Origin of the sequence: Paratractidigestivibacter sp. (assembly GCF_963660155.1) — a bacterium.
GTDB lineage: Bacteria > Actinomycetota > Coriobacteriia > Coriobacteriales > Atopobiaceae > Paratractidigestivibacter.
Genome location: NZ_CAVKWG010000033.1, coordinates 1 through 26,067 on the forward strand (window position 1 = coordinate 1; position 26,067 = coordinate 26,067).

Here is a 26,067-nt window from a genome sequence, read left to right on the forward strand (position 1 = left end):
CAATTGCTTGATGCGACGGTTCGTGTGCAAAAAGGGGACTGTCCCCAAAGCGCAGACAAAAAAGGAGTGGACAAAGGGACTGTCCCTTTGTCCACTCCCTTAGCGGTGCGTGTGCGGGAGCCTACTCCTCGACGGCGAGCGCGCGGCCCGTCATCTCGGCGGAGGGCTCAAGGCCGGCCATGGTGAGCATGGTGGGGGCGATGTCGGAGAGACGACCGTCCTCGATGCCGGTGAGCTTGGCCTTGTCGGACACGATGATGAACGGCACGCGGTTGGTCGTGTGTGCCGTGAAGGGGTGCTTCTCGCCGTCGGCGTCGACGTCGAACATGTGGTCGGCGTTGCCGTGATCGGCGGTGATCAGCGCGAAGCCGCCCTTGGCGAGAATGGCGGGGACAACCTTGGAGAGGGCCTCGTCGGTTGCCTCGACGGCCTTGACGGCGGCCTCGAAGACGCCGGTGTGGCCGACCATGTCGCAGTTGGCGAAGTTCACGATGTAGAAGTCGGCGCGATCCTCGTTGATGGCGGCGACGAGCTTCTCGGTGACCTCGGGGGCGCTCATCTCGGGCTTGAGGTCGTAGGTGGCGACCTTCGGGGAAGCGACGAGCACGCGCTCCTCGCCCTCCTTGGGCTCCTCGATACCGCCGTTCATGAAGAAGGTCACGTGGGCGTACTTCTCGGTCTCGGCGGTGTGGAGCTGCTTCAGGCCGTTCTGGGCGATGACGTCGGCCAGGACGTTCTCGGGGAAGGTCTTGGGGAAGGCCACCTCGACGTCGAAGGTCGGGTCGTACTCGGTCATCGTCACGAAGTGGGACAGGGCAATCTTCTCGCGCTCGAAGCCGTCGAAGGCGTCGTCGGTAAAGACACGGGTCATCTGACGGGCGCGGTCGGGACGGAAGTTGAAGAAGATCATCGCATCGCCGGCGTGGATGCCCTCGTTGTGGCACGCGAAGGGCTCGACGAACTCGTCGCCGCGCGGGTCCTTCTCGTAGTAGGCCTTGATGCCCTCGACCGGGCAGGCCTCGGCATCGGAGGCGTTGACCATGACATCATAGGCGCGCTGGATGCGCTCCCAACGGTTGTCACGGTCCATGGCCCAGTAGCGGCCGGACACGGTGGCAACGCGGGCGTCGACGCCGGTCTTCTCGCCAAGCTCCTTGAGGAAGTCGCAGAACTCGGCAACGTACTCGGCGCCGGATTGCGGGTCGACGTCACGGCCGTCCATGAAGGCGTGGACGCGCACGCGCTGCACGCCGCGCCCCGCGGCCATCTCGACCAGGGCCTTGACGTGGTCCATGTGGGAGTGGACGCCGCCGGGGCTCATGAGACCCATGAGGTGCAGGGTCTTGCCCTCGGCCTTGACGTCGTCCATGGCGCGGACAAAGACGTCGTTCTCGTTGATGGAGCCGTCCTTGATGGCGTTGTTGATGCGCGAGAGCTCCTGGAACACGATGCGGCCGGCGCCGATGTTGAGGTGGCCGACCTCGGAGTTGCCCATCTGGCCGTCGGGCAGGCCGACGTCCTCGCCGGAAGCGCCGAGGGTGGTGTGCGGGTAGTTCGCGTAGAGACTATCGATGAACGGGGTGTTGGCGGCCGCGACGGCGTTGTCCGCGCCTTCGGGGGCCAGGCCGCACCCGTCCATGATGATCAGAATCGCGGGAAGGTGACGCTGCGCCATAAGATCTATTCGCCCGCCTTAACGACCATGGAAGCGAAGTCGGCGGCCTTGAGGGAAGCGCCGCCCACGAGGGCGCCGTCGACGTCGGGCTTGGCGACAAGCTCGGCGATGTTCTCGGGCTTGGCGGAGCCGCCGTAGAGAACGCGGATCTGATCGGCGGTCTCGGCGCCGAAGACCTCGACGAGGGTCTGGCGGATAGCGCCGCAGACCTCCTGGGCGTCGTCGGCCGTGGCGGTCTTGCCGGTGCCGATGGCCCAGATGGGCTCATAGGCGATGACGTACTTGGAGGGATCGGAGATCTCGAGGCCCTCGGTGTCGGCCTTGATCTGGTCGACGACGAACTGCACGTGGGTGCCGGCCTCGCGGATCTCGAGGGGCTCGCCGCAGCAGCTGATCGGCACGATGTCGTGCTCCATCAGGATCTTGGCCTTCTTGTTGATGTCCTCGTCGGTCTCGCCGAAGTAACCGCGGCGCTCGGAGTGGCCGATGATGCAGTACTTGGCGCCGACGGCCTCGAGCATGTTCGGGGCGGTCTCGCCGGTGTAGGCGCCGGACTCGGCGTAATAGACGTTCTGAGCGCCGAGCTCGAAGGGAGCCTCGGACTGCTCGATGACCTCGGAGACACCCTTGAGGTCAACGGTCGGCGGGCACACGACGACGTCTACCTTGACGTCGGCGCCCTTGAGCTCGTCGGCAAGACCCTGAGCGAGGACGACACCCTCGGTGTAGGTCTTGTTCATCTTCCAGTTGCCGGCAATCATCAACTTACGCATCGAGAAGCGCCTCCACTCCAGGAAGAGCCTTGCCCTCGACGAGCTCCATGGAAGCGCCACCGCCAGTGGAGATCCAGCTCATCTTGTCGGCCAGGCCGAACTTGTTGACGGCCGCGACGGAGTCGCCGCCGCCGATGATGGACGTGCAGTCGGAGTCGGCCACGGCGCGGCAGACGGCCTCGGTACCGGCAGCGAACTGATCCATCTCGAAGACGCCCATGGGGCCGTTCCAGAAGACGGTCTTGGCGCCCTTGATGGCCTCGGCGTAGAGCTCGCAGGTCTTGGGGCCGATGTCCATGCCCATGCGGTCATCGGGGATCTTGTCGGAGTCGACGACCTCGCCCTCGGCGTCCTCGCCGAAGTGGTCGGCAACAACGTTGTCGATGGGGAGCAGGATCTTGACGCCCTTCTCCTCGGCCTTCTTCATCATCTCGCCGGCGCGCTCGACCCAGTCCTCCTCCTTGAGGGAGGTGCCGACGGTGTAGCCCTTGGCCAGGAAGAAGGTGTAGGCCATGCCGCCGCCGATGATAAGGGTGTCGGCGGAGTCGATGAGGTGATCGAGGACGCCGATCTTGGAGGACACCTTGGAGCCGCCGACGATGGCGACGAAGGGGCGCTCGGGGTCGGCGAAGATGCCGGTGAGGGTGTCGACCTCCTTCTCGAGCAGGAAGCCGGCGTAGGCGGGCAGGTAGGCGGCGGGGCCCACGACGGAGCCCTGGGCACGGTGAGCGGTGCCGAAGGCGTCGAGGACGAAGATGTCGCCGTAGGAAGCGAGGGTCTTGGCGATCTCGGGGTCGTTCTTCTTCTCGCGCTTGTCGAAGCGGACGTTCTCGAGGACGAGGACCTCGCCGGGCTGAAGAGCCTCGACGGCGGCCTTGGCCTCGTCGCCGTAGGTGTCGGCCACGAACTTGACGTCGAGGCCGCTCATCTCGGCGAGCTTCTTGGCGACGGGCTCGAGGGAGAACTCAGCCTGGAAGCCTGTGCCGTCGGGACGGCCAAGGTGGCTCATCAGGATGACCTTGGCGTTGTGCTCGACGAGGTACTTGATGGTGGGGAGAGCAGCGGAGATGCGGGTGGTGTCGCCCACAACGCCGTCCTTGATGGGGACGTTGAAGTCAACGCGGCACAGGACGCGCTTGCCGTCGACGTCAGCGTCGCGAACAGTCTTCTTGGTAAAAGCCATGCTCACTCCTTGGGTAGAGGATTGAAAAGAAAAGGGGCGCGGACGCGGCCCGAAAGCTGCGACCGCGCCCCAGTGAAGCTAAGGTCGGAGCGAGAACTACGCGACGAACTTCTCGAAGTACTTGATGGTGCGGACCATCTGAGAGGTGTAGGAGTTCTCGTTGTCGTACCAAGAGGTGACCTGAACGAGGGACTGGCCGTTGCCGAGGTCCTGGACCATGGTCTGGGTGGCGTCGAAGATGGAGCCGTGGGTCTCGCCGACGATGTCGGAGGAGACGATCTCGTCCTCGTTGTAGCCGAAGGTCTCGGGGATGGACTCAGCGTAGGCCTTCATAGCGGCGTTGACCTGGTCGACGGTAACGGTGCCCTCGACGACGGCGTAGAGGTTGGTGAGGGAGCCGGTGGGCGTCGGGACGCGCTGAGCGGCGCCGATGAGCTTGCCGTTAAGCTCGGGGAGGACCAGGCCGATGGCCTTAGCGGCACCGGTGGAGTTGGGGACGATGTTCTCGGCGCAGGCGCGGGAACGACGCTTGTTGCCCTTGCGCTGCGGGCCGTCGAGCGGCATCTGGTCGCCGGTATAGGCGTGGATGGTGGTCATGATGCCGGAGACGATGGGGGCGAAGTCGTTCAGGCCCTTGGCCATCGGGGCGAGGCAGTTGGTGGTGCAGGAGGCAGCGGAGATGATGTTGTCATCAGCGGTGAGCTGCTCGTGGTTGACGTTGAAGACGATGGTCGGGAGGTCGTTGCCCGCGGGAGCGGAGATGACGACCTTCTTGGCGCCAGCGTTGATGTGGGCCTGGGCCTTGTCCTTGGAGCAGTAGAAGCCGGTGCACTCGAGCACGACGTCGACGTCGAGGTCGCCCCAAGGCAGGTTGTTGGCGTCGGCCTCCTTGTAGATCTTGATGGTCTTGCCGTCAACGGTGATGGAGTCCTCGCCGGCCACGACCTCGTGGTCGCGGGAGTAGTTGCCCTGCGTGGAGTCATACTTCAGCAGGTAAGCGAGCATGTCCGGAGAGGTGAGGTCGTTGATAGCGACGATCTCGGAGCCCTCGTGACCGAACATCTGGCGGAAAGCCAGACGGCCGATGCGACCAAAGCCGTTAATAGCAACCTTTACTGCCATGCCTTCTCCTTTCACATGGTCCGCGGGGCTTCTCCCCTTGGGACCTGTATACGGTTGGCAAACAATGCCACCGAAAAGTGTACCGCAAACGCAGCCGTGTTTATACGTTCGTCAGCAAATTGGGTTTCCAAAAATGCGCGGAAAATTATGCTTGCGCGCAGAATCATGCGCGTTCGCCGAAAAACTAGCAGCCCGCGGCGGTTTAGTCGGGCAGGCCCGCGTCGGCGGGGCTCCCCTGCCCGCGCGCGTCCTCGACGAGCTTCTGCAGGCGCAGCAGTCGGTGGTACATGGCCGACTTCGAGGCGGGCGGGTCCATCTCCTCCCCCAGCGCGGCGAGGCTGAGCTCGGGGTTCTCGCGGCGGACCTCGCAGAAGGCGGCGACGGCCGGCGGCAGCGCGGCGAAGCCGATGAGGTGCTCGGCCTCGTCGATGAGCTCGAGCTGGTCGGCGGCCGCGCCCGTGGAGCGCGCCTGGTTGGCCATCTCGGCATTGACGCGGCGGTTGACGTCATTTTTGACGGATTTCTTGGCGCGGGCGAGCTCGACGACGCGGGCGACGCGCTCGGCGCCCATACCCCGCAGAAGCGCGGTGATGTCCTCGTAACTCTTAAGGTAGATGGCGTAGGCGCCGCGGCGGTGGTTGAGGCGGGCCGTCGCGCCGAAGGAGCCGATGAGGGCCACGAGCTCGCGGGCGAAGTCCTCGCCAGTGACGGCGACCTCCAGGTGGAACTCGCCGCGGGGGTCGGCGATGAAGCCGCCCGCCATGAAGGCGCCGCGGACGAAGGCCGAGATGGCCGAGCGCGTGCGGAGGAGGTTTCTGGGGACGCCCGCGGAAAGGCCCTGGCCTGGCGCGAGGATGCCGAGCTCCACCAGCACATCGGCGAGCTCGGCTTGCTCGGGGATCTCGATGAGGTAGTTGCGTGTCTTGTGCAGGACGCTGCGGCGCACGGTGAGCGAGGTCTCGAGATCGTAGAGCTTGTGAATGAGCTTGATGGCGGTGCGCGCGACAGCGCCCGTCTCGGTGGCGATTTTGATGGAGTAGCGACCGGGGCCGCGGAAGCTCAGCGTGCCGCAGACGCGCATGATAGCCGAGAGCTGCGCGCGCTGCGCGTTCTCGTTCGGTCCGTCAACGCGGGCGAGCTCGTCTTTTACCTCGGCGGTAAACGACATGCTAGCTGTTCCTCACGTTGGCAAGTGCCAGGTCGCGGTGCGAGAGCGCGACGCGGTAGCCGCTGCGCTGCAGGTAATCGGCCGTGGCGTTAGCGATGGCGACGCTTCGGTGCTGGCCGCCCGTGCAGCCGACGGCGATTGAAAGGCGGCTCTTGCCCTCGGCCACATAGCCGGGCATGGCCACGTCGAGCAGCCGCTCCCAGGCGTCGAGGAACCTCTGGGTCACGTCGTTTTGGAGCACGAAGTCGCGGACGAGGGGGTCGTTGCCGGTGAGGGTGCGCATCTGCGGGTCGTAGAACGGGTTTGGCAAGAAGCGCACGTCGATCATGAGGTCGGCCTCGACAGGCATGCCGTGCTTGAAGCCAAAGGAGAAGACCGAAACCTCCATGAGCTGCTGGTCGGTGAGCTCGGAGAAGGCGCGGCGCAGGCGGGCGCGCAGGTCCTTGGTAGGAAGCGACGAGGTGTCGATGACGAGGTCGGAGGCGTCGCGGACGGCCACGAGCTGCTGGCGCTCGCGCGCGATGGCGGAAGCGAGCGACTCGCCGGGGACTGCGAGCGGGTGGCGGCGGCGGTTCTCGTCGTAGCGGCGCATGAGGACGTCGTCGGAGGTGTCAAGGAAGACGACCTGGCAGGTGATCTCGTGCTCGCGCAGCTGCTTTATGGAGTCCGAGATCTCGTCGAAGAGGCCCTGGCTGCGAAGGTCGCAGGTAACGGCCAGGTGGCGGCCGACGCCGGAGTTGATGCCCACGAGCTCGGCGAGCTGCAGAAGCAGACGCGGGGGCAGGTTGTCGATGCAGAAGTAGCCCATGTCCTCGAAGACGTGCAGGGCCTGGGTGCGGCCCGAGCCGGACATGCCGGTGATCACGATGACGTCGGGCACGCGGTTGCGGCTCTCGGCGGCGCGCATCTTTTGGGCGTCGGTCGGCATCTTCTCCCCCTTCGTTGACGACGATTTTGAGTATACGGCAGCTGAAACGCCCGGGCCGGCGGGGTTTACGGGCCGGCGGCCGGCGTCCGGAGCCCATCAGGACCGCGCGCGGGCGCCACGAGCGCCTCGACACAGCCCCGAGCCGACAGCGCGCACAAAAAGCCGCCCGCGCGTCTCCCCCAAATTGGACGCGCGGGCGGCAAAGAAACCTAGGTCCGTTGAGCCTTAGAGGCCGGACTCCTCCTTAGAGAGGGGCTTCTTCCAGAAGGAAAGGATGAGGCAGCCGACGACGGAGCCGACGATGCAGGCGACGAGCCACATGATCGGGTTGCCGATGACGGCGGTGACCCAGGCGCCGCCGTGCGGGGCGGGGCTGGTGCAGCCGAAGGCCGCGGAGAGGGCGCCTGCGACGGCGGAGCCGATCATGCAGGACGGGATGACGTGGGCGGGGTCGGCGGCGGCGAACGGGATGGCGCCCTCGGAGATGAAGGAGAGGCCCATGATGTAGTTCACCAGGCCGGCGTTGCGATCGTCCTTGGTCCAGCGATTCTTGAAGAACGTGGTGGAAAGGGCGATGACCAGCGGCGGAACCATGCCGCCGACCATGACGGCGGCCATGATGATCTGGCCGGTGGTGCCAAGACCGGAGCTCGGATCGAGAGCAGCGGTGCCGAAGACGTAAGCAGCCTTGTTGAAGGGGCCGCCGAAGTCGATGGACATCATGCCGCCGAGCACGAGGCCGAGGACGACGATGTTGCTCGTGCCGAGGCCGGCGAGGAAGCTGTTGAGGCCGGTGTTGATGGCGGCGAAGATCGGGTTGAGGGCGAGCATGACGACGCCGATGGCAAGGGTGCCGAGCACGGGGTAGATGAGCATCGGCTTGATGCCCTCAAGGGAGCTCGGGAGCTTGTCGCAGAGCTTCTCGATGCCGAGGGTCAGGTAGCCTGCGGCGAAGCCGGCGAAGAGCGCGGCGATGAAGCCGCCGGAGATGAGGCCGGAGGAATCGAGCGTGCTCAGGTAAGCGAAGTCATAGCCCGCCTTGGCGAAGAGGCCGCCGACGAAGCCGGGGGCGAGGCCGGGGCGATCGGCGATGGAGCTCGCGATGTAGCCGGCGAGGATCGGCAGCATCAGGCCGAAGGCCTCCGAGCCGATGGTCTTGAACAGGGCCGCGGCCGGGATCGAGGAGCCGTAGGAGCTGGTACCCAGGCCCGGCTGGTCGACGAGGAACGCTATGGCGGTCAGGATGCCGCCGCCGATCACGAACGGCAGCATGTGGGAGACACCGTTCATGAGGTGCTTGTAGATCTTGTGCCAGGTGGACTCCTGCTCCGCGCTGGCGGTGGCGGCAACGGCGCCGCCGGCGTTGTGGTGGACCGGCGCCTCGCCGTTCATCACGATGTTGATGAGCTTCTCGGGGTCGTTGATGCCCGCGGAGACGGTCGTGGTGTAGACGGGCTTGCCGTCGAAGCGGGACAGGTCGACGTTCTTGTCGGCGGCGATGACGATGCCCTTGCAGTGGGCGATCTCGTCGGCGGTGAGCACGTTCTTGGCGCCCGCGGAGCCCTGGGTCTCGGCCTTGAGCGTCAGGCCCATCTCGGCGGCCTTCTTCTCGAGGTTCTCGGCGGCCATGTAGGTGTGGGCGATGCCGGTCGGGCAGGCGGTGATGGCCAGGATCTGGGGCCACTCGGAGTCCGCAGTCCTGGGCGCAGCGGCGGCCTCGGCCTTGGCGGCATCGGCGGCGTCGCGACCGGCCTCGGCGGCATCGATGGCGGCAAGGAACTCCTCAGGCGTCTTGGCGGCGCGCAGGGCGTTGGCGAAGTCCTCGTGCATGAGCAGCGCGGAGAGCTTGGCCAGCATCTCGAGGTGGACGTTGTTCTCGCCCTCGGGGGCGGCGATGGCGAAGATAAGGTCGCAAGGGGCGCCATCGGGGGCGCTCCAGTCCACGCCGCCCGGGACGGTCATGGCGGAGAGGCCGGCCTTGGCCACCGCGGCCACCTTGGCGTGTGGGATGGCGATGCCGTCGCCCACGGCGGTGGAGAACTCCGCCTCGCGGGCGAGGACCCCCGCCTTGTAGCCGTCAGCGTCGGTCACATTACCGGCGGCGACGTGGAGAGCGACGAGCTGGTCGATGGCGTCGGCCTGGCTCGCGGCCGCCGCCCCCACCTTCACGCTCTGCGCGCTCAACAAATCGGTGATCTTCATGCTTAGAGCTCCTTTCCTTGGAACTACAAAAACGCTGTTTTGCGATGCCCGTACCTAGGCGCGAGACATCAACTCCTCAACCTCCTCACGCGTGGCGAGGTGATCTGCGAAGGCACTTGCGGAGCCTGCGGAGAGGCCCATCTTGAAAGCGGTCTCGTAGGAGCCCGTCTCGAGGTATCCGGCGATGAAGCCCGCGACGCTCGAGTCGCCGGCGCCGACGGAGTTGACCACGGTGCCCCTGGCGGCCGGGCTCTGGTGCACGCCGCCGTCGGCGTCGACGAGGACGCCGCCCTCCCCCGCCATCGAGACGAGGACGTTGACCGCGCCCTGCTCCTGGAGCTTCTTGGCGTACGGGACGACCTCGTCGCGGGTCGCGAGCTCGACGCCGAAGATGTCGCCGAGCTCATGGTTGTTGGGCTTGACGAGGAACGGGTGGTAAGGAAGGACGCGAGTGAGAAGGTCGCGCTCAGCATCGACCACGATGCGGACGCCGCGGCCGTCGAGGCGGGCCATAATGCGCTCGTACATGTCGCCGGGAAGCGTGTTGGGCACGGAACCGGCGATGACGAGGATGTCGCCGTCGGTAAGCGCGTCGAGCTTGACGTAGAGCTTCTCGATGTCGGCGTCGGTTATGCGGGGGCCCTGGCCGTTGAGCTCGGTCTCCTCGTTGGACTTGACCTTGGCGTTGATGCGCGTGAAGCCTTCGGCGACGTGCACGAGGTCGCGGTCGACGCCGGACGACTGGAGCAGCGACTCCAGCGCGATGCCCGTGAAGCCCGCAGAGAAGCCGAGGGCGCGGGAGGCGTGGCCGAGGTTGCCCAGAACGATGGAGACGTTGATGCCCTTGCCACCGGGCAGGATCTGCTCGTAGCTCGTGCGGTTGATCTGCCCGAGGCGCATGTCGTCCACGCGGACGATGTAGTCGAGCGAGGGGTTGAACGTGACGGTGTAGATCATTGCCGGCCTCCGTGACGTCGTTTGTCTGATTGCTGGTGAGAACTATTGCACGTTTTTGCTCATTTGTGAATAGCCTCGCGCAGAATCTTCCAAATGACGGTGAGCGGTAGGTTATCGGCTGTGAGCGGTAGATTCAGTGACAGAAACTGACTGATATTGGCAGTGACCTGCATTGGGGACAGTCCCTTTTGCAGGTCATTACCTGCAAAAGGGACTGTCCCCAATGCAGGTCAGCCGACGATCTCGACGTTGTCGAGGGCGGCGTAGGGGCTGCCGGCGGGAAGCGGGCTCGTAATGAGCGTGGCGGACTCGAAGTCGCCGAAGGTGACGAAGCTCGTGCGCCCCACTTTGCTCGCGTCGGCGAGCACGAACCGGTGGAGGGTCTGCCTCATGGAGATACGCTTGACCTCGGCCTCGGCGAAGTCCGGCGTGGTGAAGCCGTCGTCTGCCGTGACGCCGTTCGTGCCCCAGAAGCCCAAGGTGAAGTGGTAGCGCAAGATGCTCGCGTTGGCGTCCGGGCCGACGAGCGCCTCGGTCGCGCTCTTGAGCGAGCCGCCGAGAACGACGACGTCGAACCCGCGCGACGCGAGCTTGAGCGCATGGCTCACGCAATCGGTGGCGTAGCGGGCGCGCTTCTCGGTGAGGACGTCGATAAGGGCGTCGACGGAGGTTCCGGCGTCCAGGTAGACGAAGTCGTGCGGCCCCACAAGCGGGGCGGCGGCGGCGGCAATGGCGCGTTTCTCGGCCGTGTGCAGAGTCGAGCGCTCGGCGATGGGCACGTCGCGCGTGACGCCCTCGTGGTCGAGGGCCAAGGCGCCGCCGTGGACCTTGGTGAGACGCCCGGCCTCGTCGAGCTTCTCGAGGTCGCGTCGGATAGTCGACTCGGAGATGCCCAGTTCAGCAGCCAAATTCACGACCGTGGCCGATCCGTTGGCATTGACGATCTCGAGAATATGGGAGTGCCGCTGGTCGGCAAGCATTATTTCTCCTCCTCAGGATACACGACGCCCCAATCGGCGCGCAGCTTGTCCATGACGCTCATAACGTCGGCAGCGTAGTCGATGAGCCTAGCCGCCTCGGCATCGCCCGCGACGGCGCGCTCGAGGTCGGCCATCTCGTAGCACAGCGCGTACGCCTCGGTGCCGGCAGACACTTCCTCGACGCGCCCATCCTCGGTCCACACGATGCGCGCGGTATCGGCGCGCGGGTACTGATCGACCTCGATGTAGCACTTGTCGAAGCTGATAACGGCGCGTTTGGGCTGCTTGGAGTGCAGGGTAAGGCTGATCACGCCGATCTGCCCCTCGGGGTTGCGGCATACGGCGCCGCCGGCCACGTCCACGCCGGTCTCGCAGGTGTTGCCGAGGCTCGCGACCTCGGTCGGCGCCGACTCCATAAAGAGGCGCATGATGCTGAGCGCGTAGACGCCGATGTCGAGCACGGCCCCGCCGGCGAGGCCGCGGTTATAGAACCGGCTCTTGGGGTCATAAGGCTTGAAGCTCCCGAAGTTTACCTGGGCCAAGTTCATGCGCCCGAACTCCCCGGCCTTTGCGCGGGCAAGAAGCACCTGATAGAGCGGCATATGCAGGATCGTGGTGGCGTCCATGAGCACGACATTGTTGGCGAGGGCAAGCGCGCGGGCGCAATCGAGCTCGGCGGAGTTCAGCGTGATGGACTTCTCGCAGAGCACGTGTTTGCCGGCGGCCAGGGCCTCGCGCAGGTAGCGGATGTGGGTATTGTGCGGGGTGGTCACATACACGGCGTCTACGTCCGGGTCGGCGCAGAGGTCGGCGAACGTGCCGTAGACGCGCTCGACGCCATGCGCCGACGCGAAGCCCTCGGCCTTGGCACGGGTGCGGTTCTGGACGCCGAGCAGGTGCCGGCCCGCGAGGGTAAGCGACTCGGCCATCTGGTTGGCAATGACACCGCAGCCGACGACGGCCCATCTGAGCTGCGGCGCAGTGAAGATATCGCTCGGGAACCCCTGATTTGCCACGGCGGCGAAGGCGGCCTTCGCCGCAGCCTCGGCATCGAGCGGTGCGGAAACGTTCTCATCGGCCATGCTTGATTCCCTCCAAATTGAAGCGCATAAACACGCAGTTTCTTTCACATATGCGCAGTATATCGCTTTTTGACCGCATAAAACGAGGGGCAGGCCAACGGCCCGCCCCTGGATTGGGAATCAATCGGGTAAACGCGGCCCTATTCCTCAATGGCGGCCTTGAACCAGCTGGTGAGGCTCGTGGGGTGGGTGATGCCCGTGCCCACGACCACGGCCCAGGCGCCCTCGTCCATGACGAGCTTGGCGTCGGCCGGCGTGTGCACGTGCCCCTCGCAGATCACCGGGAAGCCGGGGAACTCCGCCAGCGCCTGGCGCAGGATCGGGATGTCCGGGCCGTCGTTCATGGTGGTGTCGATGGCGGCCTTGTTGTGGCTGAGCGTGGTGGACACCAAATCGCAGCCGCAGGCAACGGCGCGCCGGATGTCCTCGATGGTCATGCAGTCGGCCATCACGAGCGTCTCGCACTGCTCGCGCAGCTCGGCCACGGTCTGCTCGAAGGTGCGGCCGTCGGGGCGCGGGCGGTCGGTAGCGTCGATGGCAACCACGTCGGCGCCGGCGTTGACGCAGGCCACGGCATGGCGCAGCGTGGGCGTGATGTAGACGCCCTCGTGGCCCTCCTTCCACAGGCCGATGACGGGCACGTCGACGCGGCCCTTGATGGCGGCGATGTCGGAGAGGCCCTGGCAGCGAATGGCGGCCGCCCCTCCCAGCTCACAGGCGCGCGCCATCTGGGCCATGGTCTCCGGGTGGCGCAGCGGCTCGCCGGGATAGGCCTGGACGCTCACCACGAGCTTGCCCTTGAGTCCTTGGATCAGCGGATCGACCATTTTTTCTCCTTAGGATGATACGAAGGGACTGTCCCTTCGTATCGTTGTCTTGTCAGTTTGCGTAGGCGGAGCGGCGCAGGTGCTCGGCGGCGCCAACGAGAGGCGCGTCTCCCCCGAGGTCGCCCGACAGAATCGGCGTCGCGAGCACGGGCGGCATGACGGACTGCGACCAACCGGCCTCCATGGCCTTGTGCCAGGCATCGCCGCACTGCGCCACGGAGCCGGACAGGATGATGCAGTCGGGGTCGAGCATGTTGGTCAGGCTGCCCAGGACCTCGCCGATGGCGTGGCCGCTTCTGGCCTCGGCCTGAATGGCGGCATCCTCCCCCGCCGCGGCGCGACGGTCGATGACGGCACCGTCAACGGGGCTACCGTCCTCGTCTGTGGCGCAGCCGCCCAGCTCGAGGTAGCGTTCGATGATGCCGGGGCCGGCGGCCACGCTCTCCATGTGGCCCACGGCCCCGCAGGAGCACGGCACGCCGGCGGCGTCCGAGCAGCTCATGTGGCCCACGTGGCCGGCCTCGCCGTGCGCTCCCAGCATGATGTGGCCGTCCTGCGCAAAGGCACCGCCCACACCGGTTCCCACGGCCACCACAAGACAGCTGTCCTTGCCGCGGCCGGCGCCCCAGCGAACCTCACCCAGCGCATGGGCGTGCACGTCGTTGAGAACGCGCGCGGGAAGGCCGCAGGCGGCCTCGAGCTCGGCGCCCAAATGGGTGCCGCCCCAGCCCGGCATGATCTCGTTGGCAAAGGTGACATCACCCGTGGCCGGGTCGATGACGCCCGCCGAGCTGACGCCGATGCCGCAGGCGTCGCCGCCGGCCGCCTCGAGCACGCGCCTGGCAGACGCGATGGCGTTGGCGAGAACCATCTTGCCGCCGCGGGCCGCCTCGGTAGGGACCTTCTCGAAGAACTCGACCTTGGGTGCCGCGTCATCGCTCAAGGTGACCAGCGCCGAGGCGATCTTTGTGCCGCCGATGTCCAGGGCAACGACCTTCTTGGCTTCCATGCTCAACCTTTCCGAGAGGTGCTGCGGGGCCGCGCACGGCCGCCCCGCCGCAAGTTACGAATCGTCGCTTACAGCAAACCGTTGTCAGCAAGCACCTTGCGGATGGCCTCGACATTTGCACCCTCCATGGCCTTGACCGGGCGCGGCATCGTGGGCGAGTCAAAGACGCCCATGAGGTGCAGGGCCGTCTTGAAAGCGCCCACGCCGCCGGCGTATCCCACCACGCCGCTCGTGACGTCCCAGATGTGGGAGATCTCGTTCAAGCGGTCCTGCTCGGCCTTGACCGTGGCCCAGTCGCCGGCCTGCGCGGCCTTCCACATGCGCACGTAGCCCGCGGGCTCGACGTTGGCAAGGCCCGGGACAGAACCGTCGGCGCCGCCCAGGTAGGCGCCGTCAACGACGACCTCATGGCCGGTGAGAAGGCACAGCGGATGTCCGAGCTTCTCGTTTTCCTGCACCAGATAGCGAAAGGAGACGTCGTCGCCGGAAGAGTCCTTGACGCCGGCCAGCACGCCCTCGGCGCCCAGCTTGGCAAGAAGCTTCCAGGGCAGCTTGGTGTGCACGCACACGGGAATGTCATAGGCAAAGATGGGCAGGTCGAGCTCGTCGTGAAGGATGCGGAAGTGCTCCTCGACCTCCTCCATGCCCTGCAGGGCGTAAAACGGGCAGGTGGCCACGAGCGCATCGGCGCCAAGCTCCTGGGCGATTCTGCCCTGAGCGACCATGCGGTCGGTCTCGGTGTCGATGATGCCCACGAGCACGGGCACGCGGTGGTCGACGATACGGATGGCCTCCTGGATGACCTGGCGGCGGCGCTCGTCGGTGGAGAAGACGACCTCGCCGGAGGAACCCAGGAAGAACAGGCCGTCGACGCCGGCGTCGATCATGCGGTTGATCAGGCGCTCGAAGGAGGGCACGTCGAGCTCGTGGTCGGGGGTGTCGGGGACGACGACGGGGGGAACCACGCCGTGGATCTGGAACTTGTCAGCCATGAGAAGAACCTTTCTGCTGTCCGGGGGCCTCTCCCCCGGCCTGCCCCAAGGGGCGTTGACGATGCTAGCCCTCATGCGCGGCTCACGCGCTGCGCTCGCCGAAATGCATGAAGGAGAGAAGCCTGTTTTCAAAGTCGTTCAGGCGCTCGTGCCCGAACTTCGGATAGGTGACGATCTGTTTCTTACAGTCGGCGCGGTCGAAGAGAGCCCTTTGCGTGGCCGGCGGCGCCACCTCGTCCATGAGGCACACGCCGTCGAGAAGCTCGCACGACGCCGGCAGCAGCGCGGCAAACTCCGCCGCGTCCACGTACGCAAGCGCCGAGAAGAGCTCAGCCGCGTGCTCGGCGCACGGGTCCTGCTCGCGGAAGTGGCGCCAAACGCCCTGGTAGGCCATCTGGGCGGCGCCTTCCCTCCACGCGGACTCGATCTTGGCGGGCATGGCGTTGACAACGGCGCACTTGACGACGCCCTCCGCAAACGCGGCGGCAGCCAGGGCAAAGAGCGACCCAAATCCCTCGCCGTGGGTCATGAGGCGCTGGCCGTCCACCCCCTTGAGGCCACGCGCAAGGGCACAAGCCACAAGGGTATCCTCGACGAGACGCGCGACCTTAAGGCCCTCAGGCCCGTCCTGCCAGCCGGCGGTGAGGTCGCCTGACCAGCTGCGGTACGCCGGGTGCACGACGGCATAGCCCGCCGCCACGTAGCGCGACAGCTGGAACCACCCGCGCGTGCCGCGGTCGAGGTCGTGCCACACCAGGATGCAGGGGTGCGGCCCGGCCGCGCGCGGCACGATCACGCGGGCCACCTGCGAAGATCCGTCGAGCGAGACGTAGCGCATCTCGCGGTAGTCGGCCACGGGGGTCTGGACGCCCACATCAGAGAGGCAGGGCGTCTGACCGGCCGCGCACTTCTCGGCGACTTTGGCGCGCTCGCGCCACCAGGACTCGAAGTCAGCCATCACTGGTCCCCCTCCTTCTGGAAGAAGCCGATGATCGCGTCGTCGAAGGCCTGGATCTCCTCGTGGCCGAAGCCCGGGAAGAGCAGGTGGCGCTTGGGGCACGAGAGCGCGTTGTAGACGGCAAACTGCGTCTCGGGCGGGCAGACCACGTCGGCAAGCCCCGTGCCAAAGAGCACCGGGCAGCGCACCAGGTGCGCGAATGACAGGCTGTCCACGTAGCCCAGCGTGCCAAACCACTCGTCGGCGCGCGAGCCGTCGGCGTCAAACCAGCGCGAATAGTAGCGGATGCCCTCGTAGGCGATGGCGTCGGCACCAAGCTCCCACACCTCGCGGAAGTCCGAGAGGAAGGGGTACAGGATGGCGGCGCGCCGCACGAGGTCGGGGTTCAGGGCGCAGCAGGCAAGGCCCATGCCGCCGCCCTGCGAGCTGCCGTTCACAAAGACGCGGCCCGCGTCGATGCCCGCGAGCTGGCGCACGATGCGACACAAGATGCGCTGGTCCTGGTAGAGGCGGACGTAGTAGAGGTTCTCCGGGCCGCCGTCGACGCCGGCCACCAGGTGGCCGGAGACCGTGGTGCCCTTGAAGCCGCCCACGTCCTCGGAGCGACCGCCCTGCCCGGGGTTGTCCATCGAGAGGATCGCGTAACCGAGGCCGGGCCAACTGGACTGCTCGGCCCAGGAGCGGGTGCAGCCCGGGTAGCCGTGGAACTGCAGCACCAGCGGCACGGGGCCGCCGTCCGCACTTCTCGGCACGGCGTACTTGGCGTAGAGCCGGGCACCGCCCATGCCGGTGAAGTAGAGGTCGTAGTAGCTGCAGGTGTCGAACTGCGGAATCTCGTCGGAGGGACGGATCTCGAAGTCGAGGGGCTGCGCGTCGGCCTCGGCCATGCGAAGCGCCCAGAACTCGTCGAAGTCCTGCGGGATGGGGTTCTTGCCCCGACATGCCTCTAGCTCCGCGAGTCTCGTGGCCGAGAATGGCACGTTTCTCACCTCTTCTTGGCCGGACGCGCCCCTGAGGACGCGCCCAGCCGGGGTTGCGGGCTTACTGGCCGAGGTTGGGGTGCAGAAGCGAGGGCGCCGCCGCAAGCAGCGTCTTTGTGTACTCGTCCTGCGGGTCCTCGAAGACCTGGCGGGCGGGGCCCTGCTCCATGATCTGGCCGTGGTTCATGACGATGATGCGGTCAGAGATGTAGCGCTCGGTCTGGATGTCGTGGCTGATGAAGACCATGGCCAGGCCGAGCTCGTGCTTGAGGTCGGTCAGAAGGTTCAAGATCTGCGCGCGCACCGAGACGTCCAGGGCGCTCGTGGGCTCGTCGGCGATGATGACGTCGGGCTGCAGCGAGAGGGCGCGGGCGATGGCCACGCGCTGGCGCTGGCCGCCGGAGAGCTGGCCGGGAAGCGCGTACATGGCCGAGGTGGGAAGCCCCACCAGGCCAAAGAGCTCGCGCACGCGCTGCTCGCGCTCGTCGTCGGAGCCCACGGAGTGGACCACCAGCGGGTCAAGCAGCTGGTCGTGGACGGCCATGCGCGGGTTCAGCGCGGTGGCCGGGTTCTGGAAGACCACGGAGACCACGCGGCCGATCTTCTTGCGGAGCTCGGCGGTGCGCTTGGTGACGTCCTCGCCCTTGAAGTAGACCTTGCCGGACGTGGGCGACTGCAGGCCGCACATCACGTTTGCCGTGGTGGACTTGCCGCAGCCGGACTCGCCGACAAGACCTATGGTCTCGCCCGGCATGAGCTTGAGCGTCAGGCCGTTGATGGCGTGCACGAGGTTGGGGCGAAACAACGAGCCGGTGCGCGTCTTGAACGTCACCGAGATGTCGTCCAGGAAGATGATGGGCTGCTGCTCGGCGGCAGCGCTGCTCGCGGCGTTCTGCTCGCTCATCTACCTCACCTCCAGTCGGGAGGCCACGCCAGCGGCGGCTAGGGCCTCGTCAGGGATCTCGGCCACAAAGTGGTGGTCGACGCCGGGAACGGGCTTCAGGACCGGGCGGACGTCCAGGCCCACCGTGGGGTGGCTGGAGCGCGGCGCGAAGCGGTCGCCCGCGGGGAAGTCCGAGGGGCTGGGCACGGAGCCCGGCACCTGGTGCAGGCGGCTACCGTCGTGGGCCTCGATGGAGAGCACCGAGCCCAGAAGGCCCTGCGTGTACTCGTGGACCGGGTTGGTGAGAAGCTCCTTGGTGGGGGCGGACTCGACCACCTGGCCGGCGTACATGACGGTGATCTCACTTGCGACCTCGGCCACAAGCGCCAGGTCGTGGGACACGAAGATCATGGCGAAGCCGAGCTTCTTCTGAAGGTCGTTCAGCAGCTTGATGACCTGCTTTTGGACCGTCACGTCAAGGGCGGTGGTGGGCTCGTCGCAGATGACCAGCGACGGGTCGCGGGTCAGCGCCATGGCGATGACCACGCGCTGGCACTGGCCGCCGGACAGCTCGTGCGGGTAGCTCTCGAGCGTGCGCTTGGGGTCCAGGCCCACGAGCTCCAGCAGCTCCTCGGCGCTGCGGGTACCGCCGCGGCTGGTGAGCTGCTTCATCTGCGCGGAGATGAGCATCGAGGGGTTGAGGGCGGAAAGCGAGTCCTGGTAGACCATGGCAATCTCGGTGCCCAGGAGCTTGCGGTGCTCCTCGGGCGAGAGCTTGAGCAGGTCCTGGCCCTTGTAGATGGCCTCGCCGGCGATCTTGGCGGTGTCCGGCAGCAGGTTCATGATCACCTTGGTGGTGATGGACTTGCCGCAGCCGGACTCGCCCACCAGGGCCATGCACTGGCCGGGGCGCACGTCAAAGCTGACATTGTCCACAACGGCCACGTCGCCGTGGCGCGGAAAGCCAATGGAGAGGTTCTTGACCTGCAGCAGCGGCTCGACGGAGTAGTCGGGCACGCGGCGGTCGGTACGGGCGAGCTCCACCTCGCGAAGGGCGGCCAGGCGCGCGGAGAGGGAATCGGCCTGCTCCTTGTAGGCGCGCACGGGGTCGGCAACGAGAAGGTCGGCCTCGCGGCGGCTCTCGGCGTTCTCGGCGTCCACGGGCGCGGAGGGGGCGGAGGCCATGGCGTCGGTGATGCCCTCGGACAGGATGTTCAGGGCAAGGCAGGTCACCATGATGGCGATGCCCGGGTAGAGCGCCTGCCACCAGCGGCCGGACAGCACGCCGGCGCGGGCGTCCGCCAGGATGTTGCCCCAGGTGGGCGTGGGCTCGGAGATGCCGGCGGAAAGAAACGTCAGCGAGGCCTCGAAGATGATGGCGTCTGCCACGAGGGTCACGGTGAAGACCATGATCGGGGCCGCGCAGTTGCGCAGCACGTGCTTGATGAGGATCCACGGGGCGCGGGCGCCGGAGACGATGACCGCGCGCACGTAGTCCTCGCCGTACTCGGAGACGATGTTTGCGCGCACGATGCGGGCGATCTGCGGCGTGTACATGAAGCCGATGGAGAAGATGATGGCCGGGATCGACTTGCCAAGGATCGTGACGAGAACGGCGGCCAGGGCGATGCCGGGCACGGACATGATCACGTCGAGCATGCGCATGATGAACTCGGAGACGGCCTTGCGCGTGACGGCGGCAAGGGCGCCCACGATGGAGCCGAAGAACAGGGCAAACAGCGTGGCGCCAAAGCCGATGACCAGCGAGATTCGGCCACCGTAGAGAATACGCGACAAAATGTCACGTCCCTTGTCGTCGGTGCCAAAGACGTGCACGGCGTCGGGTGCCTGGCGCGCCATGCCGATCTCGTAGGGATCGAACGGCGCGATGACGGAGGCCAGCGCGGAGACGAGCACGACTGCCAGCAAGACCACGAGGGCAATCTTGGAGGAGGTCTTCATGTTCTTGAGGCCGGAGAGCTTGGGACCCTTGGACTTGGCCATGGACTCGAGCTTCTCGGCGTCTTCCTTTCTTGCGGTCAGCATGGCTACACGCTCCTAATCCTAGGGTTGATGAGCAGGTACAGCATGTCGACCACGATGTTGATCACGATGAAGGACAGCGCGACCACAATGACGACGCCCATGACGAGGTTGGGCTCGTTGCCCGAGACGCCGTCAAGGATTGCCATGCCCATGCCGGGCAGGTTGAAGATGACCTCGATGACCACGGCGCCGCCCATGAGGTAGCCGATTTTCATGCCCAGGGTGGTGACGGGGGTGATCAGGGCGTTGCGAAGCACGTTGCGGGCGATGATGACCTTCTGCGGAAGGCCGGAGCCCTTGGCGGTGAGCACGTAGTCCTTGTCGAGCTCCTCGACCATGGCGGTGCGCACGATGCGCGTCATCTGGCCAGTGAGCGGGAAGGCAAGGGCGATGGCGGGCATGATCATGCGGGCCATGTAGCCGCCGAAGTCGGTAAGGGGGTCGGGCAGCGCGCCGGAGGCTGGAAGCAGCCTCAGGTAGGACGAGAACAGCAATATCAACAGCACTGCCAGCCAAAACGACGGCGTGGCCAGACCCGCGATGGATATGAAGCGTATCAGCTGGTCAGGCCACCTGTCTCGGTACAGGGCCGCGATGATTCCCAGCAAAAACGAGACCACGGCGCCGATGAGCAGGCCGAAGAAGGTCAGCTGCATGGTGACGGGCAGGGCCTTTGCCACGCGCTCGGCCACGGAGCTGCGGCGGGCGCTGTAGGTGCCCAGGTCGCCGTGGAGAAGGTCGCCCATGTAGCGCACGTAGCGAACCGGCCACGGGTCGTCCAGGCCGTACTCCTCGTGGTACTTCTGCACCTGCTCAGGGGTGGCGGCCTCGCCCAGGGCGTTGTAGGCCGGGTCGATCGGCGAGAAGGACATCAGGAAGAAGATCAGAAACGTCACGGCCACGGCCATGATGGGAAGCGCTATCAGGCGCCTTCCGACGAGACGAAGGAGATTGTTCACGTTTTGCTCTCCCCTCTCTTTCCAATGATGTTTATTGGTTGCTTTTCATAGAGCGGAGGCCCGAGCAACTGGCGGTCGCTCGGGCCTCCCGCACGTTTGAGTGCTAAACGAATCGCAGTTCAGAGCCTATACGATTACGTTTTGGAACAAGGTACTAGGCGGTGATGGTGTTCACGCCGGCAAGCTGGACGCCGGTGGTGCCGATGCCCTTGAAGTTGCTGGAGACCTTCTCGCCCTTGGGGCTGGCGTTGGAGCGCCAGGAGCCGGTCGGGGTGATGACCTGCAGGACCGGGTAGAGGGTGACGTTCTCGGCAAGGATGTCGAAGCACTCGTTCCAGAGGTTCTGCTGGTCCGCGGCGCTGGCGGCCAGGGCGTCGGACATCTTCTGGTTGAGGGTCTTCCACTCCTCGGAGGTGTTCCAGGCGCAGCGGGTCTTCATCCAGACGTTGTCGCCGAACCACCAGTTGAGCAGCAGGTCGGTGTCGCCGCCGAAGCAGGACGGGTCGCCGGGGGCAATGAGGATGTCCCAGGACTCGTCGGCCTGATCGATGGCGGCGTAGGTGGCGGCGGACTTGTCGGAGGTCAGCTCGACGGTGAAGCCGAGGGCCTGGAGGTCCTGCTGGGCCTGGGTGCCCATGGCCACGACCTGCGCGTTGTCGGTGGTGCGAAGGACGATGGAGCCCGGGGTCACGCCGGCCTCGGAGAGCAGGGACTTGGCCTTGTCGGCGTCGTACTCGTAGACCACGGAGGCCTTGTGGTAGTTGGTGAAGGTGGAGGGCAGGTAGCTGGTGGCAACGGAGGCCAGGCCGGAGAAGGCGTTGGTGATCATCTGATCGGTGTTCAGGGCGTACATGATGGCCTGACGGACCTTGACGTCGTTCCAGGGGGCCTTCTTGACGTTGAACATGATGAAGCGGGTGCCGAAGCCCTCGACCTGGTCGACGTCGACGCCGGCGGCCTCGAGCTGGTCGATGGACTCGGGCGGAATGGACTCGGAGATCAGCGTAGTGCCCTCGGACTGGGCCGTGGTGCGAGCGGTGGTGTCGGACAGCGACTCGATGCGAAGCTCGTTGTCCTTGGCCGGGAACTCGCCGTTGTAGTTGGGGTTGGGCTTGAGGACGACGTAGGTGTCGGACATCTCGTTGTACATCCAGGGGCCGGAGCCGACGGGCTTGGAGGCGGCGTCGTCGGTGGACAGGGAGGCGGGCATGACCTTGATGATGGCCAGGCGCTCCTTCAGCAGGGAGAAGTTGGGGATGTTGACCTTGACGGTGACGGTCTTGTCGTCCTTCTTCTCGATGGAGTCGAACATGGTGAGAAACGACACGTACATGCCGCCGTCGGCGGTGGCGCGGCCGAAGGAGAACACGACGTCGTCAGCGGTGACGTCGGTGCCATCGGAGAACTTGGCACCGTCGCGCAGGGTGACCTCATAGGTGTTGGCGTCGACCTCGGTGGGCTCGCCGGCGGCAAGGCCGGAGATCACGGAGTAGTTGGTGAAGTCGATGTTGTAGAGGCCCTCCATGACGTTGGAGTTGGCGGAAAGGCAGAAGGCCGAGGAGCAGTTGGCCGGGTCATAGGACGACGGAGAGTAGGCGGAGCCGACGGTCAGCGCGCCGCCGCCCTCGGTGCCGGTGGAGCTGGAGCTGCTGGAGCTGGAGCTCGAGCTGGAGCTGCCGGAGCCGCCGCAGGCGGCCAGGCCGAGCATCGCCGCGGCGGCGGAGCCACCGAGGAACGTGCGACGGGTGACGGCAGAGTTCACGATCTTCTTCATGTCTTGCCTCTTCCTGTTTGAATCCTCCCGCGACCGCTCCGAGGCGGCCGCCCCTATGAATTGGAGACTACCCATATGTGCTCCTCGCTCTCACTCATAGAGCGCCCAACGGTAGGCCAATTGCCGGCATACGGTAAATTAGGGCGATTCCCAAACACGGTTCAAACCTAACTGTAAACAACAAAGCGCTGTTTACATCGCTGTTAAATCGTCGTGTCAAGCGTATGTTGTCTTCGGGACGATAAGCCACTGGTATCTATTTATACGTGCCATTCATTTAACTGGTATTAAGGTTTTAATACGACTGGTCTGTAACTGGTATCAATCGTCAGGAACCACCTTGCGCAGAGCGGCCCGCGCTTCTCGATGTCGCAGCCCATACGCAAGGCCTTGATTTATTATTTGATGTATGTTCACATCCGGGGCGCTCCGGGACCTAAAGGTCGGCCTGCTCGTGGAGCGCTTGCCAGACGGCGTGGGCAACCTCAGCGGGGACGCCGGGGATGGCAGCGATTCTCTCCTCATCGGCCTCGCGCAGGCGCTTGAGCGAGCCGAACTCGCGCATGAGCAGGCGCTTGCGCTTGGGGCCTATGCCCGGCACGTCGTCGAGCACCGAGCGCGTCATGGCCTTGTCGCGAAGCTCGCGATGGAAGGTGATGGCAAAGCGGTGCGACTCGTCGCGGACCTGCTTGATGAGATAGAGCGAGGCCGAGCCCGACGGCAGCACGACGGGCGTCTCGTCCCACGGGACGAAGACCTCCTCGTCGGACTTGGCAAGGCCGCAGCACGGGATGTCGAGCCCGAGCTCGGCAAGCTGGTTCATGGCTGCCGTGAGCTGCGGTTTTCCGCCGTCGACCACGAGGAGGTCGGGCCGTAAGCCGAAGCGCTCGTCGCTCATGCGCTCAGGGGCATAGCGCCGCCCCAACACCTCGGACATGCTCACGAAGTCGTTCGCCTCGGTGAGCGGCGTCTGGATCTTGAAGCGGCGATACTGCGACTTGTCGGGCCGGCCGTTCGTGAAGACGACCATGGAGGCCACGGTGAAGTGCCCGTGCAGAGTCGAGATGTCGAAGCACTCGATGCGCATCGGCGGGGCGTCCAGGGCAAGGGCGCTCTCGAGCTGCATCAAGGCCTGGTTCGTACGGTCGTCGGCGTAGCCCGTGCGCACCATGTAGCGCATGAGGGCGTGGCGGGCGTTGGCGGCGGCCATGTCGAGCAGGCGCTTCTTCTCGCCGCGCTGCGGGCGGTGCAGGCGCACGTTGTGGCCGCGCTTCTCGGAAAGCCAGCCCGCGACCACATCGCCATCGGCCAGCGAGACGGAGAGGCACACCTCGGCCGGTATGTCGGCCGTCTCGTCGTAGTAGCGCTTGACGAAGCCCTCCTGTAGCTCGTCTTCGCCCACGTCGGCGCCCTTGTCCAGGATGAACTCGACCGAGCGGACCGTGCGGCCCTCGCGCACGACGAAGACGCAGGCGCAGCTGATGGTCTCCTCCCGGTAAAAGCCGATGAGGTCCATGTTGACGTCGGCCGAGAACATGACCTGCTGCTTGACGTCTAAGGCGTCGAGCCCCTGCAGGCGCTTCTTGAGCCGGCCCGCGCGCTCGAAGTCGAGGTCGGCGGCGGCCTCGGCCATCTGCTCGGTGAGCTCGCCCACGATGGCGCTCCTCTTGCCCTGCAAGAAGTCCTCGACCTGGCGCACATGGCGGGCGTACTCGACCGTGTCGATGGCGCCGCAGCAGACGCCGGGGCCGCGCCCCACGTGGTAGTCGAAGCAGGGGCGGCACTTGCCGACAAGCACGATGTTCGCCACGGCGGCCTGGTCGGGCTCGCGCTCGAGCAGCTGCTTCACGCGCTTCCATTCCGCGCAGTTGGCGGTGCAGATGGGCACGAGCTTTCGCAGCGTGTCGATGGTCTCGCGGGCGGCCTTCGCGTCGGTGTAGGGGCCGAAGTAACGCGTGCCGCGGCGGTGCTTCTCGCGGGTGTATTTGATGGCCGGGAAGATGTCGGACTCGGTGATGGCGATGTAGGGGTAGGACTTGTCGTCCTTGAAGTCCACGTTGAAGTAGGGGTGGTACTGCGCGATGAGGTTGCGCTCGAGCACGAGCGCCTCGTGCTCCGAGCCCACGACCACATAGTCGAAGGAGCGTACGACCTGCATCATAAGGGGGATCTTCTGCCGGTCGTCAGAGAGCGTCACGTACTGCTTGAGGCGGGCGCGCAGGTTTTTGGCCTTGCCCACGTAAACGACGGTGCCGGAGGCGTCTTTCCAGAGGTAGCAGCCGGGCTCGGTCGGGACTTTGGCCACCTGATCCACGAGGCTCGCGAGGCCGTCTGCAGCCTCAGCCACGTGTTCGCGGGCGGCCGCGCGATCGAGGGCGTCGATGTCGGCGCGTATGTCGCGGTCTTCGTCGGACACGCAGGCTCCTTCGGGCGCTCACGGCTGCAATGGGGGTTTCTTAAAGAGTGTACCCGGCGCGGCGGACACGCACCACGCAGCCCCTAAAATGAATCTGTTTGTGAATAACGACCAACTGGAGCATCTTTTGATTCAGGTCAACAAGATCAGCATCTCCGAGCTCGAGCAGAAGGCCGCCTGCCTCGGCGTGAACCTCCCCATCGAGCAGACCTCCGCCTGGGCCGACTACCAGGCGACCATCCCCGGCCGCAGCGCCTGGGGCTGCGTGGAGCTCGTGCGCGACGGGGCGACCATCGCGCTCTTGAGCCTCTTCGACTACGAGACCCACGGCTACCACTACCTGCGCAGCGCCCACGGCCCCGTCTGGTGCGTCGAGCGCGACGACGCGCTGGAGGCCGAGGCGCTCGAGGCCCTGGCCGCCTATATCCGCAAGACGGACAAGAAGGTCGTCTTCTGCCGCCTCGCCGTGGCCTCGGAGCCCGCGAGCGTGGAGCCCGTGCTCTCCACCCGCCCCTATAATCAGACCGTGGTCATCGACCTTGCCGGCGGCACCGAGGAGGACATCCTCAGCCGCATGAAGCCGCGCGGCCGTCGCGACGTCCGCAAGGCGCTGCGCGAGAGCCCCGCCGTCTGCGCCGACGAGACCGAACTCGCGCTCCAGTCCTTCGAGGAGCACTACGACGTCATGCGCGAGACGGGCGAGCGCGACGGCTTCGTCCCCGCCCCCTGCTCCGACTACGAGGACATGATCCGCATCCTCGGCCCCGAGCACTGCCGCGTCTACGCCGGCCGCATCGACGGCCGCGTGGTCACGTGGTCCATCGTGACCATCTCGGGCACCCGCGCCGTGCGCTACTACGGGGCGTCGCTCTCCGAAACCATGCGCCAGCACGTGACCGACAAGCTCGTGCTCTTCGAGTGCGTCGACCTCTTCCAAAACAAGGGCTGCGCCGACTACGACATGATGGGCATCGGCAGCGACTTCGCGCCCGAGCTCATGGGCCTGAACGAGTTCAAGACCAAGTTCGCGAAGAACGGCGTCGTGGACGTGGCCCCCGACCGCGACCTCGTGGTCAAGAAGACCTTCTACCGCGCGCTCTGCGCGGCCAAGAAGCTTCGCGACCGCTCCTAGGCGCGCCGCCGACGCGCAGCC

21 protein-coding genes are annotated in these 26,067 nt (G+C 65.9%); 1 reads left to right on the forward strand and 20 read right to left on the reverse strand.

Going from position 1 to position 26,067, the window contains the following annotated elements:
* Positions 1-121: 121 nt before the first annotated feature.
* The 20 genes from gpmI to uvrC form a co-directional block, all read right to left on the reverse strand.
* Complete coding sequence (gene gpmI / locus U5709_RS05860; RefSeq protein ID WP_321971112.1) at positions 122-1,675, reverse strand: 2,3-bisphosphoglycerate-independent phosphoglycerate mutase; 1,554 nt, start codon at positions 1,673-1,675, stop codon at positions 122-124.
* A gap of 5 nt (positions 1,676-1,680) precedes the next feature.
* The gene (tpiA, locus tag U5709_RS05865; RefSeq protein ID WP_321971113.1) at positions 1,681-2,448 is read right to left on the reverse strand and encodes a triose-phosphate isomerase; all 768 of its coding nucleotides are present in this window, start codon (positions 2,446-2,448) and stop codon (positions 1,681-1,683) included.
* Positions 2,441-3,631 carry a phosphoglycerate kinase gene (locus tag U5709_RS05870; RefSeq protein ID WP_321971114.1) on the reverse strand — a complete coding sequence of 397 codons (1,191 nt, stop codon included), beginning with the start codon at positions 3,629-3,631 and terminating at the stop codon, positions 2,441-2,443. Before U5709_RS05870 ends, tpiA begins: the two co-directional genes overlap by 8 nt.
* Positions 3,632-3,727: 96 nt before the next feature.
* Positions 3,728-4,753, reverse strand: coding sequence for a type I glyceraldehyde-3-phosphate dehydrogenase (gap, locus tag U5709_RS05875; RefSeq protein ID WP_321971115.1), 1,026 nt, complete (start codon positions 4,751-4,753; stop codon positions 3,728-3,730).
* 202 nt (positions 4,754-4,955) lie between these two features.
* Positions 4,956-5,921, reverse strand: a complete 966-nt coding sequence (gene whiA / locus U5709_RS05880) for a DNA-binding protein WhiA (RefSeq protein WP_321971116.1) — start codon at positions 5,919-5,921, stop codon at positions 4,956-4,958.
* Position 5,922: 1 nt separating this feature from the next.
* Complete coding sequence (rapZ, locus tag U5709_RS05885) at positions 5,923-6,849, reverse strand: RNase adapter RapZ (RefSeq protein WP_321972993.1); 927 nt, start codon at positions 6,847-6,849, stop codon at positions 5,923-5,925.
* Positions 6,850-7,074: 225 nt separating this feature from the next.
* Positions 7,075-9,051, reverse strand: coding sequence for a fructose-specific PTS transporter subunit EIIC (locus U5709_RS05890; RefSeq protein WP_321971118.1), 1,977 nt, complete (start codon positions 9,049-9,051; stop codon positions 7,075-7,077).
* 54 nt (positions 9,052-9,105) lie between these two features.
* The gene (gene pfkB, locus U5709_RS05895; RefSeq protein WP_321971119.1) at positions 9,106-10,008 is read right to left on the reverse strand and encodes a 1-phosphofructokinase; all 903 of its coding nucleotides are present in this window, start codon (positions 10,006-10,008) and stop codon (positions 9,106-9,108) included.
* Positions 10,009-10,238: 230 nt separating this feature from the next.
* Entirely contained in the window at positions 10,239-10,988 is a 750-nt protein-coding gene (locus U5709_RS05900) for a DeoR/GlpR family DNA-binding transcription regulator (protein ID WP_321971120.1), read from the reverse strand.
* Positions 10,988-12,070, reverse strand: coding sequence for a Gfo/Idh/MocA family oxidoreductase (locus U5709_RS05905; RefSeq protein ID WP_321971121.1), 1,083 nt, complete (start codon positions 12,068-12,070; stop codon positions 10,988-10,990). The genes U5709_RS05900 and U5709_RS05905 overlap by 1 nt, the downstream gene beginning before the upstream one ends.
* Before the next feature lie 140 nt (positions 12,071-12,210).
* Positions 12,211-12,897, reverse strand: coding sequence for an N-acetylmannosamine-6-phosphate 2-epimerase (locus U5709_RS05910; protein WP_321971122.1), 687 nt, complete (start codon positions 12,895-12,897; stop codon positions 12,211-12,213).
* A 52-nt stretch (positions 12,898-12,949) separates the two neighbouring features.
* Complete coding sequence (locus tag U5709_RS05915) at positions 12,950-13,906, reverse strand: ROK family protein (RefSeq protein WP_321971123.1); 957 nt, start codon at positions 13,904-13,906, stop codon at positions 12,950-12,952.
* 68 nt (positions 13,907-13,974) lie between these two features.
* Complete coding sequence (locus tag U5709_RS05920) at positions 13,975-14,898, reverse strand: dihydrodipicolinate synthase family protein (RefSeq protein WP_321971124.1); 924 nt, start codon at positions 14,896-14,898, stop codon at positions 13,975-13,977.
* Positions 14,899-14,980: 82 nt separating this feature from the next.
* Positions 14,981-15,856 (reverse strand): acetylxylan esterase, encoded by an 876-nt coding sequence (locus tag U5709_RS05925; RefSeq protein ID WP_321972994.1) that lies wholly within the window; start codon positions 15,854-15,856, stop codon positions 14,981-14,983.
* Positions 15,856-16,836 (reverse strand): acetylxylan esterase, encoded by a 981-nt coding sequence (locus U5709_RS05930; protein ID WP_321972995.1) that lies wholly within the window; start codon positions 16,834-16,836, stop codon positions 15,856-15,858. The genes U5709_RS05925 and U5709_RS05930 overlap by 1 nt, the downstream gene beginning before the upstream one ends.
* A 61-nt stretch (positions 16,837-16,897) precedes the next feature.
* Positions 16,898-17,740: an ABC transporter ATP-binding protein gene (locus U5709_RS05935; RefSeq protein WP_321971127.1), complete on the reverse strand. Its 843-nt coding sequence runs from the start codon at positions 17,738-17,740 to the stop codon at positions 16,898-16,900.
* A complete protein-coding gene (locus U5709_RS05940; protein ID WP_321972996.1) occupies positions 17,741-19,765 on the reverse strand; it encodes a dipeptide/oligopeptide/nickel ABC transporter permease/ATP-binding protein in 2,025 nt (674 codons plus the stop codon). It abuts the gene before it with no gap.
* Positions 19,766-19,767: 2 nt separating this feature from the next.
* Positions 19,768-20,724: an ABC transporter permease gene (locus tag U5709_RS05945; RefSeq protein WP_321971129.1), complete on the reverse strand. Its 957-nt coding sequence runs from the start codon at positions 20,722-20,724 to the stop codon at positions 19,768-19,770.
* Between the two features lie 154 nt (positions 20,725-20,878).
* Positions 20,879-22,498, reverse strand: a complete 1,620-nt coding sequence (locus U5709_RS05950; RefSeq protein WP_321971130.1) for an ABC transporter substrate-binding protein — start codon at positions 22,496-22,498, stop codon at positions 20,879-20,881.
* A 436-nt stretch (positions 22,499-22,934) separates the two neighbouring features.
* The gene (gene uvrC / locus U5709_RS05955; RefSeq protein WP_321971184.1) at positions 22,935-24,845 is read right to left on the reverse strand and encodes an excinuclease ABC subunit UvrC; all 1,911 of its coding nucleotides are present in this window, start codon (positions 24,843-24,845) and stop codon (positions 22,935-22,937) included.
* Between the two features lie 169 nt (positions 24,846-25,014).
* Between uvrC and U5709_RS05960 the strand changes: the two genes are divergently transcribed.
* On the forward strand, positions 25,015-26,046 hold the full coding sequence (locus tag U5709_RS05960) for a lipid II:glycine glycyltransferase FemX (RefSeq protein WP_321972997.1): 1,032 nt from the start codon (positions 25,015-25,017) through the stop codon (positions 26,044-26,046).
* Positions 26,047-26,067 lie beyond the last annotated feature (21 nt).

Bases quoted from the DNA above. Each gene is read 5' to 3' on its own strand.
- rapZ (WP_321972993.1), bottom strand. From the start codon at position 6,849: ATGCCGACCGACGCCCAAAAGATGCGCGCCGCCGAGAGCCGCAACCGC.
- U5709_RS05950 (WP_321971130.1), bottom strand. From the start codon at position 22,498: ATGAAGAAGATCGTGAACTCTGCCGTCACCCGTCGCACGTTCCTCGGT.
- U5709_RS05905 (WP_321971121.1), bottom strand. From the start codon at position 12,070: ATGGCCGATGAGAACGTTTCCGCACCGCTCGATGCCGAGGCTGCGGCG.
- U5709_RS05870 (WP_321971114.1), bottom strand. From the start codon at position 3,631: ATGGCTTTTACCAAGAAGACTGTTCGCGACGCTGACGTCGACGGCAAG.
- U5709_RS05920 (WP_321971124.1), bottom strand. From the start codon at position 14,898: ATGGCTGACAAGTTCCAGATCCACGGCGTGGTTCCCCCCGTCGTCGTC.
- U5709_RS05940 (WP_321972996.1), bottom strand. From the start codon at position 19,765: ATGCTGACCGCAAGAAAGGAAGACGCCGAGAAGCTCGAGTCCATGGCC.
- whiA (WP_321971116.1), bottom strand. From the start codon at position 5,921: ATGTCGTTTACCGCCGAGGTAAAAGACGAGCTCGCCCGCGTTGACGGA.
- pfkB (WP_321971119.1), bottom strand. From the start codon at position 10,008: ATGATCTACACCGTCACGTTCAACCCCTCGCTCGACTACATCGTCCGC.
- U5709_RS05915 (WP_321971123.1), bottom strand. From the start codon at position 13,906: ATGGAAGCCAAGAAGGTCGTTGCCCTGGACATCGGCGGCACAAAGATC.
- U5709_RS05910 (WP_321971122.1), bottom strand. From the start codon at position 12,897: ATGGTCGATCCGCTGATCCAAGGACTCAAGGGCAAGCTCGTGGTGAGC.
- U5709_RS05890 (WP_321971118.1), bottom strand. From the start codon at position 9,051: ATGAAGATCACCGATTTGTTGAGCGCGCAGAGCGTGAAGGTGGGGGCG.
- U5709_RS05925 (WP_321972994.1), bottom strand. From the start codon at position 15,856: ATGGCTGACTTCGAGTCCTGGTGGCGCGAGCGCGCCAAAGTCGCCGAG.
- gap (WP_321971115.1), bottom strand. From the start codon at position 4,753: ATGGCAGTAAAGGTTGCTATTAACGGCTTTGGTCGCATCGGCCGTCTG.
- U5709_RS05900 (WP_321971120.1), bottom strand. From the start codon at position 10,988: ATGCTTGCCGACCAGCGGCACTCCCATATTCTCGAGATCGTCAATGCC.
- tpiA (WP_321971113.1), bottom strand. From the start codon at position 2,448: ATGCGTAAGTTGATGATTGCCGGCAACTGGAAGATGAACAAGACCTAC.
- U5709_RS05935 (WP_321971127.1), bottom strand. From the start codon at position 17,740: ATGAGCGAGCAGAACGCCGCGAGCAGCGCTGCCGCCGAGCAGCAGCCC.
- gpmI (WP_321971112.1), bottom strand. From the start codon at position 1,675: ATGGCGCAGCGTCACCTTCCCGCGATTCTGATCATCATGGACGGGTGC.